Here is a 17,177-nt window from a genome sequence, read left to right as displayed (position 1 = left end):
GTATGAGCGTCGAGCTACCGTTTGCCCCCGTGGATTCGATCATCCGGCGCAACGCCGACGGACTGCGGGTGAGCGCCGAAGCGACCGAGGCACTCACCCGCCGCATCCAGTCGCGGGGGGCCGCGCTGGCCGTCGACGCCGCGGCGGCGGCCAGCGCCGACGGACGGAAGACGCTGATGGCGACGGATTTCGGGGTGGAAGGGGTACCCGAGAAAGACGAACTCGAACTCCCGATCGCCCCGGTCGATCGTATCGCACGCCTCGACATCGACGACCGGTATCGCGTCGCGATGGACGCACGCATCGCGCTGGCGTCGATCCTGGAGCGTGAGGCTGACAACGTCGCGGCCGCGGCGGCACTGCTGGCCGAGCACGCCGGCCGCCGAACGATCAAGGCAGCGGACGTTGAACGCTACGCCGAACTGACCAACTACGTTGAATGAAGTTTGGGTATCGCGAGCTCTGTCTCGAACACGACACCGGCAGTCGGCATCCGGAGAGTCCCGACCGACTGCGGGCGATCAAGCGCACGCTCGCCGAGACCGACCACGTCGAGTACGTGCCGGCGAACGATCTCCCTCGTGACGCCGTCCACGGGATCCACGACGACGAGTATCTCCGGGACGTCCGGCAGTTCTGTGCCAATGGGGGCGGCAACTGGGACGCCGACACCGTCGCCGTCGAAGCGACCTGGGACGCGGCGATGGCGAGTGCGGCGCTCGCCACGTGGGCCGCACGCGAGGCGCTCGACGGGGCCGACGGCGCGGACACGCCGTTCGCGCTGGGTCGGCCACCGGGCCATCACGCCGTCGAGGACGACGCCATGGGCTTTTGTTTCCTCAACAACGCTGCCGTCGCGGCCGAACACGCGCTGGACCGCGAGGACGTCGAGAACGTTGCCATCCTCGATTTCGACGTTCACCACGGCAACGGGACCCAGGACATCTTCTACGATCGTAGCGATGTCTACTACGCGTCCTTCCACGAGGAGGGTCTGTACCCCGGGACGGGCGACGTTGGAGAGACTGGTGTCGACGCGGGGCGCGGCCGCACGCTGAACGTTCCGTTCCCCTCGGGGAGCGGTGACGCCGATTACCTCGCGGTCTACGAGGAGGTCATCGCCCCCGAGTTCGAGGCGTACGACCCGGATCTCCTCATCGTCAGTGCGGGCTTCGACGCCCACGAGAACGACCCGATCTCCCGGATGCTCGTCTCGACGGGCGGGTATGGCGTGCTCGCGGAGCGCCTCCGGACGCTCACGGACCGCATCGACGCCGGACTCGCCTTCGTCCTCGAAGGCGGGTACGGCCTCGAGACGCTCTCCTCTGGTGTTCGTGAGATTCAGGAAGTCCTCAACGGGACGGAACCGGCGACGATCGACGCCGAGCCGACCGACGGCGGACGGAACGTCCTCGAGTCGCTGATCTATCAGGGCTTCGGGTCGAGATAACGCGCCAGTTCGGTCCCGAAGTTCGCTGTAAGTTCACTCACTGCTGGGCCGACCAGCGTCGAGTATGCCGATCGGAGGGCACTCTCGACGTCCGTTCCGAGCGCAACCTCGTAGATCGCGTCGCTTTCGAGTAACTCCTCGGCAGTCCGGAACTCCCGGGTGCGCTCGACGACGTATCGGTCGTCGCGCACGAACGGCCCGTAGACGTCGCTGTCGGCGTATTTCTCGTAAAATCCCTCGGCGTGTTCGCGGACGTGGACCGGGGGCCCGACGTGGCGTTCGATCGCCGGTCGCTCGGCGACTTCGAGTTCGAAGAGCAGGACTGCCCGCTCGTCGGCGAAGGCGGCCGCGCGCAACACGTCGAAGCCGTGCTGGTCGAGTAACCCGCGAATGCCGTCGAGTGACTTCTCCAGTTGCGGGTAGAGATCGTCGTCGACGAGATCGGGCGTCTCGAACGTCATCGCGACGGGTGTGGTCCCGCGCTCGTCGAAGGCGGCCCGGACCGCTGGCGGATCGAGTGGGTCGGAGTCTGCGGGTTCGAACAGCGACTCGCGAGGGTCAGCGAGTAGCTCGCGTGCGTAGTGCTGGAAGCGCGCGAGGTTGGCCGTCGAGAGTGCCGCGGCGACGTTGCGTTCGGGGTCGGTCGGGTCGATGACGACGAGGTCGTCGTCGAACGTCGCCGCGCCGTGATCTTCCGGATCGAAGCGGACGGGCGGGTGCCACTCGGCCGCGGCCTCGATCAACGGCCGGAAGCCGCCGTGTTCGAGGACGAGCAGTTCGGTGAGATAGCCGGAGAACCCCTGGGTCCGGAGGTCGCTGCCGTAGACGCCAATCCCCTTGAGGAAGGCTTTCGCGAGGCGGACGTCGTCGGCGAGGTCGTCGTCGAGGCGGGCCTGGAGATATTCGGTGTGGAACGGCGTTCGATCGACGGCCGACTGGATCGCGGTCGCCTCTTTGACGTCGTAGCAGGGGACGAGATCGACATCGTAGCCGTCGACTTCGCCGACGACGTAGGGGTGTTCGGCGTACTCCTCGTGGCCGTCGGGCAGCACGGCGTGGCCGATCTCGAGGCCGACGGATTCGAGCGTCTCACGGTCGGTATCGGGCGGGAACCGGACGAAGACGTCGACGTCGCGGTCACCGGCGATCCAGGTGTTGCGGGCGGTGGAGCCGACGAGCATGACGTCGCCGTCGATCCCGCGTTCCTCGAGGGCCGCTTCAGCCCGGTCGATCACCTCGCGGGCCGCCTGCTCGAGACGTTCGTGTTCGGCGTCGGTCGGCTCGACGCGCTGTCGAACCGCCTGGAGAACGCTCGAAAGCTCCTCAGCCATACAGAAACCGTACCGGCAGCAACGGGAAAGCGTATCGATGCGTCGCGACCGCCGGCCGGCGACCGGTCGAAAGCGAAAGCCCTATCAAATAACTCCGATTACCCTGGAGTGTCTGCCGCCGTAGCTCAGATGGTAGAGCACCACGCTGTTAACGTGGTTGTCCCAGGTTCGAGTCCTGGCGGCGGCGTCCTTCTATCGCGAACCGTCCGTGAGCGATGTGGACGCGATCAGCCAGGACTCGAACACGGAAGTCGCAGCCCGGGAAGCGAGCGTCAGCGAGTGACCCGGAACGTCTTGCATCGGTTCGAGTCCTGGCGGCGGCGCTTCTCTTTCGGTCAAAATCACAGCGAGCAGTTTCATCTGCGAGTGTTCTTGATCGTATCGAAGTGCCACCGCCAGAGTCGAGCCCGGCTCCCAGCCGAAGAGAGCGACGGATTCAACCCGGGCCGCCGTGTGCACGGTAGATATGGTCGGACCGCCGCGGTACAAACTGGCAGACACTGCCCAGCAGATCGTCGGTGGGTTCCTGCTTGCGGGACCGTTCGTCGTGACCGAGGAGGTCTGGACGCTGGCACAGGGGATGACGCGCGTTCACGCTCTGGCGACGGCAGTGCTGGTCGCCGTCATCGGCTACGGCGCGCTCTATCAGGCCGACGACGACCGCGACCCCGACACCGAGGCCGAAGTCGTCGGGTTGCCACTTCGATTTCTCTCGCTCGTGTTGGTGGCCTTCGGCTCGGTGGCCATCCTGGCGATCCTCTTTGGCGCACCGGCGACGTTTCTCCCGGAGCTAACCGGTGTCGAACGCCTGGAAGTCACGCTGCGGGCGATCAACGTCGGTGCGATCTTCAGCGTCGTCGGGGCGGCGACCGCCGACAGCGTCTTCTGATTGCGATATGCAGCACGCTTAAGGCGATCCCAGCCCCCAGAACGGCCAGAGATGGACTACACCCTGGCGATCGACGGCGCGCCGGAGACCGTCCCGGGGGGGACGGGCATTCTGTTGATCCACCCGAGTACTGGAGAGACCGACCGCGTCGATACCGACTTCCTCTCGACCGATACCGATCACTTCCTGGTCGTCTCGACGCGGACGACCGCCCGCGAAGTCACCCAGAAGATCGAACACTACGAGGTCGACGAACAGAAGGCGACGATCCTCGACGCACTCTCGGTCGAACGGGGGTACACCCGCCGCCGGAGCGACGACGTCCGGTACGTCTCCGCGCCCGACGACTTCGACGGCATCGTCGACGAAGTCCAGGCGTTCCTCTCGACGACCGAGGGCAAGCGCCGGATCAGCGTCGACTCCCTGACCGAGATGCTGTATTACGCCGACGAGGACCGGACCGAGGCCGCCGTCGAGGACCTCCTCGACCTGCTCGTCGAATACGACGCCGTGGGCCTGTTCCATCTCGCGCGCGGCGTCCACGACGAGGAACGCATCGAGACGTTTCGGTCGCTGTTCGAGGGCGTCATCGAACTCGAATCTGACGGATCGCTAACTGCTTCGTTTTGAGCACCGTTAAAACGACCGTCTGGCACGATAGATCGTGATGGATGTTACCTTCTATCACACCACCAACAGTTAAGGGCACGAGTGAGAAAGGAGTGTACGTATGCCGCATTGTCAGAACTGCGGTGCGTTCGTTACCGCCGCATACGCACGCGTTTTTACGCCGAACGGAGTAGATCAGCCGCGGGTCTGTCCGCAGTGCGAGGACAAGATCCGAGACGGTGCCGACGTGCGGGAGGCGAGGTCGACTCGGCGCGGATAATCACTCCTACCGGTCGCGTCCCCGTTCAATTACCCTCTACGGTTCTCACTCGTGGGCCTGGGAGACGATCTCTCTGGCCTCTTCGAAGACGCTCGTGGCGCGATCCGGGTCACGCGCTTCGGCCGTGATCCGGACGAGTGGTTGGGTCCCGCTGGCCCGAATCAGGAACCAGGCGTCACCCAGATCCACGCGCACGCCATCGAGGGTCGTGACGTCGTCGTATCGGTCTTCGACCGCTTCGTGAACCCATTCCATCACGACCGCCTTCTCAGTCACCGAGACGCTGTCCCGATGAATCGGGTACGTCTCGACGTCGGCGACGCGATCGGCGAGCGGGCGCTCGGCCGCGAGTTCGACCAGCTTCGCGGCCGCAAGCGGGCCGTCGGGACACAGCGCCTCGGCAGGCCAGATCCACGCGCCGCTGGGCTCGCCGCCGAAGGCGACGCCCGGCTCACTGGCCCGTTCTGCGACCGAGACGTCGCCGACGCGCGTCCGGACCACGTCGACGTCCTCGGCCGCGAGATAGTCATCGACGGCGAGGCTGGTGTTGACCGGGGCGGCGACCGTCTCGCCGGGATCGGCCGCTTCGCGAGCGAAGATCGCCAGGAGCGTGTCGCCGCCCACGAACTCGCCGTCTTCGGTGACGGCGCGCAGTCGATCGGCGTCGCCGTCGTGGGCGATGCCGAGTCGGCCAGTCTCGCGAGCGAGGCCCGTCAGGGACGCACAGTTCTCCGCGGTCGGTTCGCTGGGGCGGCCCGGGAAGGCCCCGTCGGGCTGGGCGTTGAGTGTCTCGACGTCACTCCCAAGCCGGGTGAGCGCATCGACGCTCACTTGCCCCGCGCCGTTACCGAGATCGACCACGACCTCTGGGGGCGAGGCGACCTCGACAGCGTCGAGGATGGCCTCGATGTGGGCTTCGGTGTGGCCCTGCCGACGCCGTGTGCCGAGTTCGTCCCACGCGGCAGGGTCGAACTCGCCTGCCTCGATCCGGTCGGCGATGGTTTCCTGGCGGGCCGTGTCGAACGCCTGGGTCGTCGGCTGCCAGAGCTTGATACCGTTGTCCGCTGGCGGATTGTGACTCGCGGTGATCACGACGCCGGCGTCGCCGTCTTTGCCTCGAACCGCACGTGCCACCGTCGGCGTCGCTGCCACGCCGAGGTCGATCACGTCGGTTCCGGTTTCCCGAAGCCCCGCGGTTAGTGCGTCCAGCAGGAACTGGCCGCTCTCACGCGGGTCTCGACCCACGACGACGCGGCCGGCGTCGATCCCGAGGGCGCGTCCCACCGACAGTGCCAGATCTGCGGTGACAGTCTCGCCGACCGGGCCGCGGATGCCGCTCGTTCCGAACATGTCCACACCTCGGCGACCAGGCATTAAAAGAGTCGGTCACTACCGCTCGTCCGGATCTCGGCTCATCGCCACTCCTCGGCGTTGTCCTCCTCGTGGAGCTCGCCCTTGGCCTGTCGTGTTGCCGGCCAGACGGTGAGTCCGATCACGACGGCGTAGAACCCGCTGACGACGACGAGGACGGCCTCGCCCGGAATACTGCCGACCGACGCGGCCCCGATGGGTCCCTGCATGGGCCCGGCGAACACCGTGAGTCGAATCAGCCAGGCGGCGAGTAACACGGACAAAAGTGGCGTGTAGACCCGTCTGAGTCGGCGCGAAACGGCTTCAGCTAGCGGCGTTTTGATCGCCGGCTCCCGGAGGTCCACACTCAGGAGTTCTCGCCAGTTCGGCTGTTCGGTCCCGTTCGGGTCGAGTGCGTTCGCGAAGACGTTCTCCTCGAGCAACCGGACCCGTGATCGCCAGACGTCGTAGATGCGGTACCGCCGTGCCTCGATACTCAGGAAGACGACCAGCATGCCCATACCGACCAGCAGGATGTAATGGGGACGGGTATCTGCGGAGAACGCCCACGTGAGCAGGGATGCAGTCAGGACGACCGCCCAGTTGGTCGTCCGGTCGATACGCGTCCGCCAGGACGTCGTCCGGCCGAGTTCGCCCCGATAGGTGTGGCTCATCAACGAGAGGAAGTCGGACCGGTCGGTGGCAGCCTTTCCCGCCACTTCCCGTTCTTCGGGTGATTCGGGATCGAAATCTTCTGGGGGCCCAGACATGTCTCTCGATTACACCGAGAGACGGGTAAGTCCACCCGTCGAGACGGACCCGTGACTAGCGGACACTGGTCGAACGGAAAAGGTCGCAGCGACGGCGACCTTAGAGGTCGCGCGGCTGGACGGTCTTGCGGTCGTTCTCCTCGGCACGTCGCGCTGCGTCGGCGAGCAGCTCCTCGACCTCGTCGTCGAGGGCAGCGTAGAAGTCCGAGGCAACGTTCATGTCATCGAGCTCTTCCTTGACGGCGGCTTTGACGATTAGGTCTGCCATACAGGGCTTTGTTTCACAGGATCATTTATAAGCGTTCCCAATTCTACCCGCTCTCCGGACGGTTAGAGGGGGTTTGACCGCGTTCGAGGGTCAGATATCCGGATCTGTCAGCGCACTATTATCATTTCTTCGCCACGTTCGCACGCAGGTTGAATCGATGCCTAAGAGTGGCTCGGGCCCGGAGTCGGTCCCATGCGAGAGATCCTCGAAGCCCTCGAAGACGGCAATATCAGCGTCGAGGCGGCGGAGGCCGAACTCCGTGGGTACGCGAGCAACGACGGGGGGCGATTTGACGCGGCGCGGGAAGTCCGCCGCGGCGTCCCGGAGGCGATCCTCGGCGACGGCAAGACGCCCGCCGAGGTCGCCGCACTCGCGTCGACGGCCGTCGAGACGACCGGGCGGGCGATCGCCACTCGCGTCACTCCCGAACAGGCCGGCGCAGTTCGTCGCCGACTCGCTGAAGACCACCCCGACGCGACGATCCGCTGGCGCGAGCGCTCGAACGTGGTGGTCGGCCATAGCCCCGACTTCGAACCGCCGCGACTCGACGCCGATGTCGGGATCGTTACCGCCGGGACCTCCGACGCGATCCCGGCCGGCGAGGCGGCCGCCATCGTCGGCGAGATGGGTGCTCGCGTCGGGCGCATCGACGACGTCGGTGTCGCCGGCATCGCCCGCCTGCTCGATCGCCTCGACGCGATCCGGGCCCACGACGTGATCATCGTCGCCGCCGGTCGGGAAGGCGCGTTGCCGACCGTGGTCGCCGGCCTGGTCGACGTCCCGGTGATCGGACTGCCGGTCTCGACGGGCTACGGCCAGGGTGGCGACGGCGAGGCGGCCGCCCTCGGGATGCTCCAGTCCTGTACCGCACTCACGACCGTCAACGTCGACGCCGGGTTCACCGCCGGTGCCCAGGCCGGACTGATCGCCCGCCAACTCGACGACGCTCGCGGCAAGCACGCCTGAGACCCCACCGTTCATGCTTGTGGGTCACTTACATACCACGTCGGTCACCACCCCCGACAGTCACCCATGCCCGAGTGCGATCACTGTGGCGCACACGTCTCCGATCAGTTCGAACGCGTCTTCGCGGACCCGGACGGTCGCTTGCGCGCCTGTCCCGCGTGCTCGTCGAGGGCCGGTATCGCCGAAACTGCCAGAGAGCGTGCGCCCGAAATGTGAGGTCGTCGACGGATGACGGGAGTCGAGGCTGACCACTACGTCTACGTCCTCGCATGTGCGGACGGATCCTTCTACACCGGGTACACGACTGACCCTGAGCGCCGCGTCGACGAACACAACGACGGCGAGGGGGCGAAGTACACCCGTGGCCGAACGCCGGTCGAACTCGTCCATCTGGAGGGTTTCGAGACGAAATCGGCCGCGATGTCCCGCGAGTACGCGATCAAGCAACTGTCGCGTGCTGACAAGGAGACACTCGTCGACACCGCGCACGACTCAGACTGACTCGACGCGTTCGAACAGCGCCGCGCCGAGTTGGACCATCACGATCGAGGAGACGAGGAGGGCACCGGCGTCTATCGCGACGGATCTGGCGGCGGAGCCCACCAGCACCGCCCGGAGGCCGTCGACGCCGTAGGTCAGCGGGTTGAGGTACGCCAGTGGCTGGATCACCTCGGGAAGACTCGCGATCGGGAACATCGCACCCGAGAGGAAGAACAGCGGGAAGATGACGAAGTTGACGATGAGGCCAAAGCCTTCGGTGTCGTTGAACTGGGAAGCCAGCGCGATACCGAAGCCGACGAAGGTAATCGCGATCCCGACGAGGAAGACCGCAGCCAGTGGCAACGAAAGCAGGCTGACCGGCCGGAAGCCCAGCGGGATCGCGAGCACGAGGATGAGGACCGCCTGGACGAGCGCGGTGGTCGACCCGCCGGCGATCCGCCCGAGGACGATCGACGTCCGGCTCACCGGCGCGACGAGGATCTCCTTCAAAAACCCGACCTCCTGATCCGAGAGGATCGACATTCCCGCGAAGGAGGCACCGAACAGCATCGTAAAGCCGACCATCCCCGGGACGAGGAACTGGAGATAGTCGACGTCTTCGGGGAGGCCGGGGATCGCCGCGCCGCTGAAGCCCGTTCCCAGGAAGAGCAGGAACAAAAGCGGGAGCGCGATCGAGCCGATGATCCGCGAAGGCGTCCGGAGGAATCGCTTGACGTCCCGCAACCACAGCGCGTAGATGCTCAGCGGGTCGATGCGGTTCACGATTGGCCCTCCGGCTGAGCCGGCTCGGATCGGGTGGTGTCGCCGGGATCGCTCGCCTCGCCGTCAGTCGCGCTCGCGGCGGCGGTTGGCTGGTCCGGGGTGTCCGCGTCCGCCGTTCCTTCGGCGTCCGCGATCGTGCTCCCGGTGAGCGCGAGGAAGACGGCTTCCAGGCTCGTCTCGTGGTGTTCGACCGCGTCGATGGTGACTCCGACGTCGTCGGCGGTCCGGACCAGATCGGCGATCCGGGTCTCGCCACGTTCGAGGACGACCCGGACGCTGTCGTCGGATCGGGTCGCTTCTTCGACCCACGGGCGATCGCCCAGTTCGGCCAGAAGCCCATCGACCGGGCCCGACACCCCCATCGTCACGACGTCGCCGCCGAGGTCGTCTTTGAGTGTCGTCGGGGTGTCCACCGCGACGATCTCGCCCTCGTCGACGATCGCGACGCGGTCACAGAGGCGCTCGGCCTCCTCGATGTAGTGGGTCGTCAGCACGATCGAGACGCCGGAGTCGTCGTTGAGTCCCTGGATGTACTCCCAGGTGTCTCGGCGGGTCCGGGCGTCGAGTCCGACCGTCGGCTCGTCGAGGAAGAGCACTTCGGGCCGATGCAGCAGTCCGCGCCCGATCTCGAGGCGGCGTTTCATCCCGCCCGAGTAGGTGCTGACGGGATCGTCACGCTCCGCGTCGAGGCCGACCAGGTCGAGGACGTCGTCGATCCGGGCCCGACGCGTCGCGGCGTCCATCCCGTAGAGCCGGCCGTGAAACGCCAGGTTCTCCGCGCCGGTCAGTTCCTCGTCGAGGGCCGGTTCCTGGAAGACGATCCCGAGGCTGTCCCGGACCGCCCCGCGCTCGTCGACAATGTCGTGTCCCGCGACCGTCGCCGACCCGTCGGTCGGGTTCAACAACGTCACGAGCATGTTGATGAGCGTGGTCTTGCCCGCCCCGTTCGGGCCGAGTAGCCCGAACACCTCGCCCTCCTCGACGGCGAAGGATACGCCGTCGACGGCCGTGACTGACTCGAACTCCTTGCGTAGGTTCTCGACCTGGATCGTGTCCATGTGCGTCGTATGTCCGTTGTTGAATAAACGTTCAGTCACCAAATACCCATCGACACCCCGACGACCGGTTTCCGCGGCGGGACGGGCACGGACGCCCCATCGAGACGCGAGACGAACAGGTTTTGCCGATCGGCCGTCGAGTGGGTGTATGAGCGTCGGCGACGCCTTCGATGAGTGGGCCGAGGCAGGGAAGGATCGCGGCATGGAACAGCGTCACTGGCATACAGCCAAGCACGCACTCGGTCGGATGCCGGTCGAGGACGGCGACGTGGTCCTCGATCTGGGGTGTGGTAGCGGCTACGCCGCCCGCGCGCTCCGGGCGGCCGGTGGAGCCGGGCGCGCCTATGGGCTCGACCGCTCGCCACAGATGGCGGCCAATGCCCGCGAGTACACCGACGACGCGGCCGTCGGGTTCCTGGTCGGTGACTTCCAGCACCTGCCCTTCGAGACAGACAGCGTCGATCACGCCTTCTCGATGGAGGCGATCTACTACGCCCCCGACCCCGTGGAGGCGCTTCGGGAACTCTGTCGCGTGCTTCGCTCGGGGGGGACCTTTTACTGTGCGGTCGATTACGTCGCGGACAATCCCCACACCGCCGAGTGGGACGACTACGTCGACGTCGAGATGACTCGCTGGTCGCGGGCGGCGTACCGCGAGGCATTCCGGGAGGCCGGCTTCCACGTCGCCGAGCAGGAGGCCATTCCCGACGAGGAAGTCGAGATCCCGCCCGCCGAGGCGTTCCCGACCGAGGACTTCGAGACCCGTGAGGCGATGGTCGAACACTATCGGGAGCACGGCACGCTGCTGACTGTCGGCGTCGTGCCGTGAGTGGGGCGGACTCGCTACGGGCCGGCCCCGCCGTTGCGGGTCGCAGACGCCACCCCTTTCGTAAACACTATTCACGAATCGACCCTACGACGACGCGAATGAGCAAGCAACTCCCGGACGTCCAGGCGAACAGTCCGGAGGTCGCCGTCGGACTCAACCGCGTCGGCGTCACCGGCGTCGAGAAACTCGTCGAGATCGACCGCGCGGACCGTCGTCCGATCGTATTGATGGCTACCTTCGACGTCTTCGTCGACCTGCCGACCTGGCGGAAAGGGGCCGACATGAGTCGCAACATGGAGGTCATCGACGAGACCCTCGAAGCCGCCGTCGACAACACCGGCTACCGCGTCGAGGACGTCTGTGGCGACGCTGCCGAGCGACTCCTCGGCAAGCACGACTACACCGACCGCGCCGAGGTGCGCATGGAAGCCGAGTACGTCACCCGCGAGCGCACACCCGCCACGGATCGCCCGACCCAGAGCACCGCCGACATCATCGCCTCGGCGACCGCGACCGAGGACGGAACGCGCGAGGAGATCGGGGCCCGGGTCACCGGCATGACGGTCTGTCCCTGTTCACAGGGGATGAGCGAGTCCCGGGCCCGCCAGACGCTGAACGACCTGGATGTCGATCGGGAGACGATAAACGCGTTCCTGGACGAGGTCCCCCAGGCCGGCCACTCCCAGCGCGGCCACGCCACGCTCACTCTCGAGAGCGACGGCTCGCCGGACGTCGACCTCCGGGAGGTCATCGCGGTCGCCCGCGACGCCATGAGTGCCCACATCTACAATCTCGCGAAGCGGCCCGACGAGGATCACATGACCTACGAGGCCCACAGCGACGCCAAGTTCGTCGAGGACTGCGTCCGGTCGCTCGCCGAGGGCGTCGTCGAGACGTTCCCCGACCTGCCAGCGGACGCCGTGGTTCGGATGGAACAGTCCAACGACGAGTCGATCCACCAGCACAACGCCCACGCCGAGCGCGTCGCTCGCTTCGGGGATCTCCAGGCCGAGGTCACCGGCGACGCCGAAGGCGGCAACCCCGAGCCCGCCGACGGCGTCGACCGGCGGACCAACGGCTCCGGCGACCGGTAAACCGGCAGTCGCACTCGCTCGAAAAGGGTTTTGAGGCCCCGCCCGGTAGAGGTCGGCATGCTCCGGATCATCGCACTCTTGCTGTTGATACCTCTCGTCGACATGGTGTTGCTGGTGGCGGTTGCCGGCGCGCTGGGTGCCGTTCCGACGGTGTTGCTGGTGGTTTTGACGGGTCTGATCGGTATGCTGCTCGTCCGTGCGGAGGGCCGTCACACGCTTGCGAAGATCCAGCGCAAGGTCCTCCAGGGCGATCCGCCGACCGACGAGTTGCTCGACGGCGCGCTCCTGTTGATCGCCGGCGCGCTCCTGTTGACGCCCGGGTTGGTGACCGACGTGATTGGCTTCCTCCTCGTGGTCCCGCCGACGCGGTACCCGATCCGCATTGCCGTCAAGAAGTGGGTCGTCACGCCGTATCTTGAGCAGAAGACCGGCGGGTTCGCCACGGGCTCGGTCTACGTCGGTGGTTTTCCGAACGACGACGGGAACGGCCCTGTCGGCGGTGATTCCGGTGGTCCCGGCGGATTCGGCGGGCCTGGCGGGTTCGGGGGCTCGACGGACGATGGGGTCCGCGACATCGGGGACGCCACGGACATTGACGACGTCGAGGACGGGGACGATCGGCCCGAGTGATCGCCAGCCACGAGGGTGACGACGGGAGCGAAAAGAAACGCTTAATGGTAGGCCTCCGGTACGCCTTGATGCGCTCACCTGGGCCAATAGCTCAATCAGGTTGAGCGCTCGGCTGATAACCGGGAGGCTACCGGTTCAAATCCGGTTTGGCCCACTATACCACCTTTTTACTTCGGAGGGTTTCCTCACGAGCCGATGGCTCGTTGCGGGAACCCTCCTCGCAAAAATCTGGACCAAAAACACCTGCTCGGTCGCTTCGCTCCCTCGCAGTGAACCGCCTCGCTTCGCTCGGCGGACGTTCGATCTCCAAGGAGTGCGTGTTTCGCGATGTGCTCTCTCGAGCGACGTAGGACAAGGGAGTTGATATCCGCGTTGTCCCATTCCCGTCGCGAACAGCCTTCAATGACATCCTCCCCGCCGTGAACGGCGGGGTTTCCTCGCGCTGGGGGTATCGACTACCGGCCCACGGAGGCAACTTGCGGGTTCGTATGCTCCTCGTTGGGACGGGGAGAGCGTGATGACTCCAACCATTCATGGTTGTCCCACTTGAGGCATACAGGCCGTGCCATCGACCGTGTTACCGTTGTCTGCCGCCGAAGGAACGTCTCTGACGCCACGAGGTCGGCGTGCCCCTCGAAGCCACACGGACACGTCAGAGTGTCTCTGTGACGTGTCGTGTCCTCTATCGAACCGCAGTTCGGACACTCCTGACTCGTCCACGCCTCAGACTGTACTTCCACCGACATACCGTATTCCTCAGCGGTACACGCCAGTCGATTCACGAACGCTCTAAACGCCCAGAAATTGTGCGTCTTGGCGTTCGTCTCTACCGACCAGTGCGTCTCAAGCACGTCCGTCAGCGCCCCGACGTACACTGTCGAAACACCCTCGTCGTACAGACGTTCGATGAGGTCACGCGCGAGTGCGTCTTGAGCGTGGTCACGTCGCTTGGTGCGCCGCTCGTACAGGCGTCGGATTCGGTGACTGCTGTATCGACCGTCCTCCAAGAGTGATTGGAGGCGGGCAATTTCTCGCGTGGTTTCGCGGAATCGTTTGAACAGGTCGCGTCCTTCGTACAGGTATTGCTGGCCGGTTGTGGTGGTGCAGGCGACGAGGTTGTTCGCACCGATGTCCAGAGCGGCTTCTTCCGAAGCCAGTGGTTGTGCCAGTCGAGAATCATCGACGGTGACTGGCTGAAAGGCCCTGAATGTCTGTGCTTGCTCGTCGTAGAACAACTCCAACCGGCCCTGCTTCTCGTACTTCTTCCAATTGGGCTCACCTCGAACTTCGAGGCGGAGACGTTCGCGGTGTCCCAACCCGTATTCGTCTTTCAGGTCTTGACCGACGAGAATTTCGAGGCGAGAGTATTCGCCCCACTCGACGGAGTACGACGTGTTACGGATGTACGTGCGGAGTTCTCGACCTTCGTCTGCGTTACCCCAGAATCCGGGTTTGCCGTTGGCTTCGCCCTTCTTCTTGAGGCTGAAGAACGACTTCCACGCTTCGCGGTTCTTGCGTTCGATTTGCTGAACCGTGGATGCGCCAAGTGTTCCACCATAGCGACCGCGATACTCGCTGATGTCCCACACGTCTCCGTCTGGGTCAGCATAGTTCTCGCGGCGCTCGTAGTTGATTTCGTTCCAGAGAGCGGCAGAAGCGTCCAACAGGCGTCGAAGCAACTCCTCGTCCTCGTCGGACTGCGGAATCACTTCGAACGTGTTGGCTCGCTTCATCGACTACTGTTTGTATCGGAACACACATAAAGATGTGGTTTGTGTGTTACTGTATGGTCGAAGTTCGCATCGAGTTCGATGACGATGAGCAGTACGAGCGGTTGAAAGAACTGAAGACGCACCGTGGGTTAACGTGGAAGGGATTGCTCCTTGAGGGCGAAAAGAAAGTCCGAGAGGATACCCCGGAGTAATCGTCAAGCGTGGATTGTGAAGTGGTGTGTCGGATTCACGCCCGCCCTAAAGGGCGGGACTCTCTCCTTGAGTCAGGTAGCGACTGCCGTCGTGGGACACCTGGAGATTCGTCCGTCTCACTCCAGCTCGCGCTCTCGCTTGGCACCGTCGCGTGTATCCGCCCCGGTCGACGCACTGGAGCGATTGCTCGCCGTCAAGTCATCGTAGTCAGCCGGATCCCCTTCCTCGGTCGCGACCAGCTTCTCGAGGCGCTGTTCGAACTCCCGCTCGTTGATTTCGCCCTCCGCATACCGGCGCTTGAGCTTCTCGATCGCTTCTTCCTGGGCGTCCGCCGTCTCCTCGGCGTCGTCCGTCGAGAAGAGTACGCCAGCGATCTCCTCTCCCCAGAAGAGAAACAGGGGCGTGAGGAGGAACCAGCCGAGGATCACCGACACTTCGGAGAGAACTTCGACTCCGATCGTGTCGAACAGCATCATGGCCGGGAGCGTGACCGCACCGATCGCCAGCCAGAGTTCGTCCGCGACGAAGTCTCGAAGGCGTTCCGACATCTGGACTGGTTCCGTGTTGTGCGGGGGATTGCTTAATTCATTGGGGTTTTGCAGCGTTTTCAGAGACGGTACTATTCTAGCCATGAACAGCGTGAAAGCCCCGAGTCGTTCGACATGGGGCAGCGAGGGACCATAGTAAAACAGAGAACGATCGAATTGAAGTACGAAATTGGAAGCCCCGGCTCGCTGGAGTCGGGGGCCTCGCTGTGCGCTTCCCTCGCTTCGCTCGGTCCAGTGCTTGCGTCGGCCGCCTTCCTCCAGCGAGCCGCCCCTTTCAGTCCCACCCGCGCTTCCTGTTTGGGCAGCCGATACGAATTGAAATGGAAGGGGTCACTTGCTCGCCAGGAAGCCGACTCTTCGGTCAGCAGAAATGAACTCACTGATCGCTACTCATCTGAATAGCGACGCCCATACCCCTCTAAGCAGGATTGACGGTCATTCGTCGTCCTCGAGAGCGGCTTCGAGCGCGTCCCGGACCGTCTCGAAATGCTCGTGGATCCGGTCGGGCATCTCCGCGAATTCTTCGTCGGTCACAGGTCGGTCTTCTTTGTGCGGTTGTCGCATCGTTCGAATTATGACTCCGTATGCGGAGTGATAGTTCGCCAGGACATATATAATTTATAACGAATTCGCGTCCAGATCGCTAATCCGGCTGAATGGAGTTCCGTGGCACCATCTTAAATAGGGGTCGGTACGGAGACGCCAGTAATGGATCGAGACGAGATCGCCGAGTACGTGCGGCGGTGTCAGCAACTCATCGAATCCTCACCGCAGATGGACGAGGAGAACACGAAGGTCAAACTGGTCCAGCCATTTCTCGAACTGCTCGGGTGGGATCTCTACTCGACGGAAGTCGCCCTCGAATACACGATTCCGATGGCGTCGGGGAGCACGCACGTCGACTATGCGCTTCTCGTCGGCGACTCTCCGGTGGTGTTCGTCGAAGCCAAGCCCGTCCGATCGGCGCTCACCGACGACGAGATTCAGCAGTTGCGTAGCTACATGCGTCAGGAACTCGACGTGGACTGGGGAGTTCTGACCAACGGGAAGTCCTTCGAAGTCCTGACCAAGAACCGTGCTGGCAACGGTGGCGAAGAGGTCTCTGTCGTCCGGTTCGATCTGGACGATCTGGCCGAGAACCCCGACGTGCTGGAATTGCTCACCAAGGAGTCGATCCGCTCGGGGAAGTCCGACGAGATCGCCGCACAGGTCGCGGAGACGAATCGGGCGATTCGCTATCTCAGGGAGAACGAGGACAGCGTCACCGAAGCTGTAGCTGACGCAGTGGAGAATGAGGTGGGTGAGTTGACGATCAGCCTCGACGAACAGTCCCGCGAGTTCGTGCAAAACCTCGCATCTGTGCTGGAAGAACAGCGTCATTTCGTGAGTGAGGAGCACTCCTCACAGTCTTCACAGTCTGAGCGATCGGAGCAGTCGGAGATCGGTTCAACGGACGGACCCGACAACCCGGACGATATTGAACCGATAGAAAATCGGGTGGCGGGGACGATTGCCCGGGCCGACATTGACGGCGATCCAGACGCGAAAGTGGCCGTTTTTCCGACGCGTGAATCCGGCCTCCCGTTTCTCAAGGAAAACGAAGCCTGGGGATTCGTCCGGGTCGGGTCGGAGTTCGACTACGTGGCGATGTACGTCACTGGCGACGTGCGCGAAGTGCGGTACATCGCAAGGGCTGACGAGGTAGTTGCTCCCGACGAAGCCGATCTCATGCGCGAACCGCTGAACTACAAAGACCGAGCCAAGATCGCCGAGGACAAGAGGGTCGTAACGTTCGAAACGGGGTCGTTGTACGAACTCGAAGATCCGATTCCATACGAATCAAAGTATCCGCAGGGACTGCGATACACGACGCTCGGGGAGTTACGCAACGCGGAAACCACCGACGATATGTTGTGA

22 protein-coding genes and 2 tRNA genes are annotated in these 17,177 nt (G+C 64.3%); 16 read left to right on the top strand and 8 right to left on the bottom strand.

Going from position 1 to position 17,177, the window contains the following annotated elements; genetic code table 11:
* Positions 1-2: 2 nt before the first annotated feature.
* A complete protein-coding gene (locus tag HTIA_RS09930) occupies positions 3-443 on the top strand; it encodes a histone family protein (RefSeq protein WP_008528211.1) in 441 nt (146 codons plus the stop codon).
* Entirely contained in the window at positions 440-1,450 is a 1,011-nt protein-coding gene (locus HTIA_RS09925; RefSeq protein WP_008528210.1) for a histone deacetylase family protein, read from the top strand. Before HTIA_RS09930 ends, HTIA_RS09925 begins: the two co-directional genes overlap by 4 nt.
* On the opposite strand, the gene cca is transcribed toward HTIA_RS09925, so the two are convergent.
* A complete protein-coding gene (gene cca / locus HTIA_RS09920) occupies positions 1,429-2,781 on the bottom strand; it encodes a CCA tRNA nucleotidyltransferase (RefSeq protein WP_008528209.1) in 1,353 nt (450 codons plus the stop codon). The two genes, HTIA_RS09925 and cca, sit on opposite strands and share 22 nt — an antisense overlap.
* A 114-nt stretch (positions 2,782-2,895) precedes the next feature.
* Between cca and HTIA_RS09915 the strand changes: the two genes are divergently transcribed.
* The 5 genes from HTIA_RS09915 (at position 2,896) to HTIA_RS17515 (ending at position 4,559) form a co-directional block, all read left to right on the top strand.
* A tRNA-Asn gene (locus tag HTIA_RS09915) sits at positions 2,896-2,968 on the top strand.
* The gene (locus HTIA_RS17310) at positions 2,939-3,064 is read left to right on the top strand and encodes a hypothetical protein (RefSeq protein WP_275040301.1); all 126 of its coding nucleotides are present in this window, start codon (positions 2,939-2,941) and stop codon (positions 3,062-3,064) included. Before HTIA_RS09915 ends, HTIA_RS17310 begins: the two co-directional genes overlap by 30 nt.
* Positions 3,065-3,247: 183 nt before the next feature.
* Positions 3,248-3,670, top strand: coding sequence for a DUF2391 family protein (locus tag HTIA_RS09910; RefSeq protein ID WP_008528205.1), 423 nt, complete (start codon positions 3,248-3,250; stop codon positions 3,668-3,670).
* Positions 3,671-3,721: 51 nt separating this feature from the next.
* Positions 3,722-4,300 (top strand): DUF7090 family protein, encoded by a 579-nt coding sequence (locus HTIA_RS09905; RefSeq protein ID WP_008528204.1) that lies wholly within the window; start codon positions 3,722-3,724, stop codon positions 4,298-4,300.
* Positions 4,301-4,400: 100 nt separating this feature from the next.
* Positions 4,401-4,559: a DUF7563 family protein gene (locus tag HTIA_RS17515; RefSeq protein ID WP_449404458.1), complete on the top strand. Its 159-nt coding sequence runs from the start codon at positions 4,401-4,403 to the stop codon at positions 4,557-4,559.
* A 45-nt stretch (positions 4,560-4,604) separates the two neighbouring features.
* Here the strand turns inward: HTIA_RS17515 and glmM are convergent, their stop codons facing one another.
* The 3 genes from glmM to HTIA_RS09890 all read right to left on the bottom strand — a co-directional run bounded on the left by glmM (position 4,605) and on the right by HTIA_RS09890 (position 6,947).
* Positions 4,605-5,909 carry a phosphoglucosamine mutase gene (glmM, locus tag HTIA_RS09900; RefSeq protein WP_008528203.1) on the bottom strand — a complete coding sequence of 435 codons (1,305 nt, stop codon included), beginning with the start codon at positions 5,907-5,909 and terminating at the stop codon, positions 4,605-4,607.
* Positions 5,910-5,971: 62 nt separating this feature from the next.
* On the bottom strand, positions 5,972-6,679 hold the full coding sequence (locus HTIA_RS09895; RefSeq protein WP_008528200.1) for a DUF2270 domain-containing protein: 708 nt from the start codon (positions 6,677-6,679) through the stop codon (positions 5,972-5,974).
* Between the two features lie 100 nt (positions 6,680-6,779).
* On the bottom strand, positions 6,780-6,947 hold the full coding sequence (locus HTIA_RS09890) for a DNA-binding protein (protein ID WP_008528199.1): 168 nt from the start codon (positions 6,945-6,947) through the stop codon (positions 6,780-6,782).
* A 192-nt stretch (positions 6,948-7,139) separates the two neighbouring features.
* Between HTIA_RS09890 and larB the strand changes: the two genes are divergently transcribed.
* The 3 genes from larB to HTIA_RS09875 all read left to right on the top strand — a co-directional run bounded on the left by larB (position 7,140) and on the right by HTIA_RS09875 (position 8,414).
* Entirely contained in the window at positions 7,140-7,913 is a 774-nt protein-coding gene (larB, locus tag HTIA_RS09885; RefSeq protein ID WP_008528198.1) for a nickel pincer cofactor biosynthesis protein LarB, read from the top strand.
* A gap of 66 nt (positions 7,914-7,979) precedes the next feature.
* Positions 7,980-8,129: a DUF7563 family protein gene (locus HTIA_RS16865; RefSeq protein WP_020936302.1), complete on the top strand. Its 150-nt coding sequence runs from the start codon at positions 7,980-7,982 to the stop codon at positions 8,127-8,129.
* 12 nt (positions 8,130-8,141) lie between these two features.
* Complete coding sequence (locus HTIA_RS09875) at positions 8,142-8,414, top strand: GIY-YIG nuclease family protein (protein ID WP_008528197.1); 273 nt, start codon at positions 8,142-8,144, stop codon at positions 8,412-8,414.
* Here HTIA_RS09875 and HTIA_RS09870 read toward each other — a convergent pair.
* Both HTIA_RS09870 and HTIA_RS09865 read right to left on the bottom strand, forming a co-directional pair.
* Positions 8,406-9,176, bottom strand: a complete 771-nt coding sequence (locus tag HTIA_RS09870) for an ABC transporter permease (RefSeq protein ID WP_008528196.1) — start codon at positions 9,174-9,176, stop codon at positions 8,406-8,408. The genes HTIA_RS09875 and HTIA_RS09870 overlap by 9 nt on opposite strands.
* Positions 9,173-10,234, bottom strand: a complete 1,062-nt coding sequence (locus HTIA_RS09865) for a daunorubicin resistance protein DrrA family ABC transporter ATP-binding protein (protein WP_008528195.1) — start codon at positions 10,232-10,234, stop codon at positions 9,173-9,175. The genes HTIA_RS09870 and HTIA_RS09865 overlap by 4 nt, the downstream gene beginning before the upstream one ends.
* Positions 10,235-10,382: 148 nt before the next feature.
* On the opposite strand from HTIA_RS09865, the gene HTIA_RS09860 reads away from it, so the two are divergent.
* The 4 genes from HTIA_RS09860 (at position 10,383) to HTIA_RS09845 (ending at position 12,941) form a co-directional block, all read left to right on the top strand.
* Complete coding sequence (locus HTIA_RS09860; RefSeq protein WP_008528194.1) at positions 10,383-11,063, top strand: class I SAM-dependent methyltransferase; 681 nt, start codon at positions 10,383-10,385, stop codon at positions 11,061-11,063.
* 98 nt (positions 11,064-11,161) lie between these two features.
* Entirely contained in the window at positions 11,162-12,157 is a 996-nt protein-coding gene (mptA, locus tag HTIA_RS09855) for a GTP cyclohydrolase MptA (RefSeq protein WP_008528193.1), read from the top strand.
* A gap of 57 nt (positions 12,158-12,214) precedes the next feature.
* Complete coding sequence (locus HTIA_RS09850) at positions 12,215-12,787, top strand: FxsA family protein (RefSeq protein WP_008528192.1); 573 nt, start codon at positions 12,215-12,217, stop codon at positions 12,785-12,787.
* A gap of 80 nt (positions 12,788-12,867) precedes the next feature.
* Positions 12,868-12,941, top strand: a tRNA-Ile gene (locus tag HTIA_RS09845).
* 301 nt (positions 12,942-13,242) lie between these two features.
* On the opposite strand, the gene HTIA_RS09840 is transcribed toward HTIA_RS09845, so the two are convergent.
* Complete coding sequence (locus HTIA_RS09840; RefSeq protein WP_008528728.1) at positions 13,243-14,520, bottom strand: IS200/IS605 family transposase; 1,278 nt, start codon at positions 14,518-14,520, stop codon at positions 13,243-13,245.
* A 53-nt stretch (positions 14,521-14,573) separates the two neighbouring features.
* Between HTIA_RS09840 and HTIA_RS16860 the strand changes: the two genes are divergently transcribed.
* A complete protein-coding gene (locus HTIA_RS16860; RefSeq protein ID WP_008528727.1) occupies positions 14,574-14,711 on the top strand; it encodes a hypothetical protein in 138 nt (45 codons plus the stop codon).
* A gap of 117 nt (positions 14,712-14,828) precedes the next feature.
* Here the strand turns inward: HTIA_RS16860 and HTIA_RS09835 are convergent, their stop codons facing one another.
* Complete coding sequence (locus HTIA_RS09835) at positions 14,829-15,260, bottom strand: SHOCT domain-containing protein (RefSeq protein WP_008526566.1); 432 nt, start codon at positions 15,258-15,260, stop codon at positions 14,829-14,831.
* Between the two features lie 708 nt (positions 15,261-15,968).
* On the opposite strand from HTIA_RS09835, the gene HTIA_RS09830 reads away from it, so the two are divergent.
* Complete coding sequence (locus HTIA_RS09830) at positions 15,969-17,177, top strand: type I restriction enzyme HsdR N-terminal domain-containing protein (RefSeq protein ID WP_008526561.1); 1,209 nt, start codon at positions 15,969-15,971, stop codon at positions 17,175-17,177.

Origin of the sequence: Halorhabdus tiamatea SARL4B (assembly GCF_000470655.1) — an archaeon.
In the GTDB taxonomy this organism is placed as follows: domain Archaea; phylum Halobacteriota; class Halobacteria; order Halobacteriales; family Haloarculaceae; genus Halorhabdus; species Halorhabdus tiamatea.
Note: the sequence above shows the minus strand (reverse complement) of the source record. Positions and strands in the feature narration are given on the sequence as shown.

Coding starts and splice junctions, on each gene's coding strand:
- HTIA_RS09860 (WP_008528194.1), top strand. CDS start 10,383: ATGAGCGTCGGCGACGCCTTCGATGAGTGGGCCGAGGCAGGGAAGGAT.
- larB (WP_008528198.1), top strand. CDS start 7,140: ATGCGAGAGATCCTCGAAGCCCTCGAAGACGGCAATATCAGCGTCGAG.
- HTIA_RS09865 (WP_008528195.1), bottom strand. CDS start 10,234: ATGGACACGATCCAGGTCGAGAACCTACGCAAGGAGTTCGAGTCAGTC.
- HTIA_RS09930 (WP_008528211.1), top strand. CDS start 3: ATGAGCGTCGAGCTACCGTTTGCCCCCGTGGATTCGATCATCCGGCGC.
- HTIA_RS09875 (WP_008528197.1), top strand. CDS start 8,142: ATGACGGGAGTCGAGGCTGACCACTACGTCTACGTCCTCGCATGTGCG.
- HTIA_RS09840 (WP_008528728.1), bottom strand. CDS start 14,520: ATGAAGCGAGCCAACACGTTCGAAGTGATTCCGCAGTCCGACGAGGAC.
- HTIA_RS09895 (WP_008528200.1), bottom strand. CDS start 6,679: ATGTCTGGGCCCCCAGAAGATTTCGATCCCGAATCACCCGAAGAACGG.
- HTIA_RS09830 (WP_008526561.1), top strand. CDS start 15,969: ATGGATCGAGACGAGATCGCCGAGTACGTGCGGCGGTGTCAGCAACTC.
- HTIA_RS09925 (WP_008528210.1), top strand. CDS start 440: ATGAAGTTTGGGTATCGCGAGCTCTGTCTCGAACACGACACCGGCAGT.
- HTIA_RS16865 (WP_020936302.1), top strand. CDS start 7,980: ATGCCCGAGTGCGATCACTGTGGCGCACACGTCTCCGATCAGTTCGAA.
- HTIA_RS09910 (WP_008528205.1), top strand. CDS start 3,248: ATGGTCGGACCGCCGCGGTACAAACTGGCAGACACTGCCCAGCAGATC.
- glmM (WP_008528203.1), bottom strand. CDS start 5,909: ATGTTCGGAACGAGCGGCATCCGCGGCCCGGTCGGCGAGACTGTCACC.
- HTIA_RS17515 (WP_449404458.1), top strand. CDS start 4,401: ATGCCGCATTGTCAGAACTGCGGTGCGTTCGTTACCGCCGCATACGCA.
- HTIA_RS09905 (WP_008528204.1), top strand. CDS start 3,722: ATGGACTACACCCTGGCGATCGACGGCGCGCCGGAGACCGTCCCGGGG.
- cca (WP_008528209.1), bottom strand. CDS start 2,781: ATGGCTGAGGAGCTTTCGAGCGTTCTCCAGGCGGTTCGACAGCGCGTC.
- HTIA_RS09850 (WP_008528192.1), top strand. CDS start 12,215: ATGCTCCGGATCATCGCACTCTTGCTGTTGATACCTCTCGTCGACATG.
- HTIA_RS09890 (WP_008528199.1), bottom strand. CDS start 6,947: ATGGCAGACCTAATCGTCAAAGCCGCCGTCAAGGAAGAGCTCGATGAC.
- HTIA_RS09835 (WP_008526566.1), bottom strand. CDS start 15,260: ATGTCGGAACGCCTTCGAGACTTCGTCGCGGACGAACTCTGGCTGGCG.
- HTIA_RS16860 (WP_008528727.1), top strand. CDS start 14,574: ATGGTCGAAGTTCGCATCGAGTTCGATGACGATGAGCAGTACGAGCGG.
- mptA (WP_008528193.1), top strand. CDS start 11,162: ATGAGCAAGCAACTCCCGGACGTCCAGGCGAACAGTCCGGAGGTCGCC.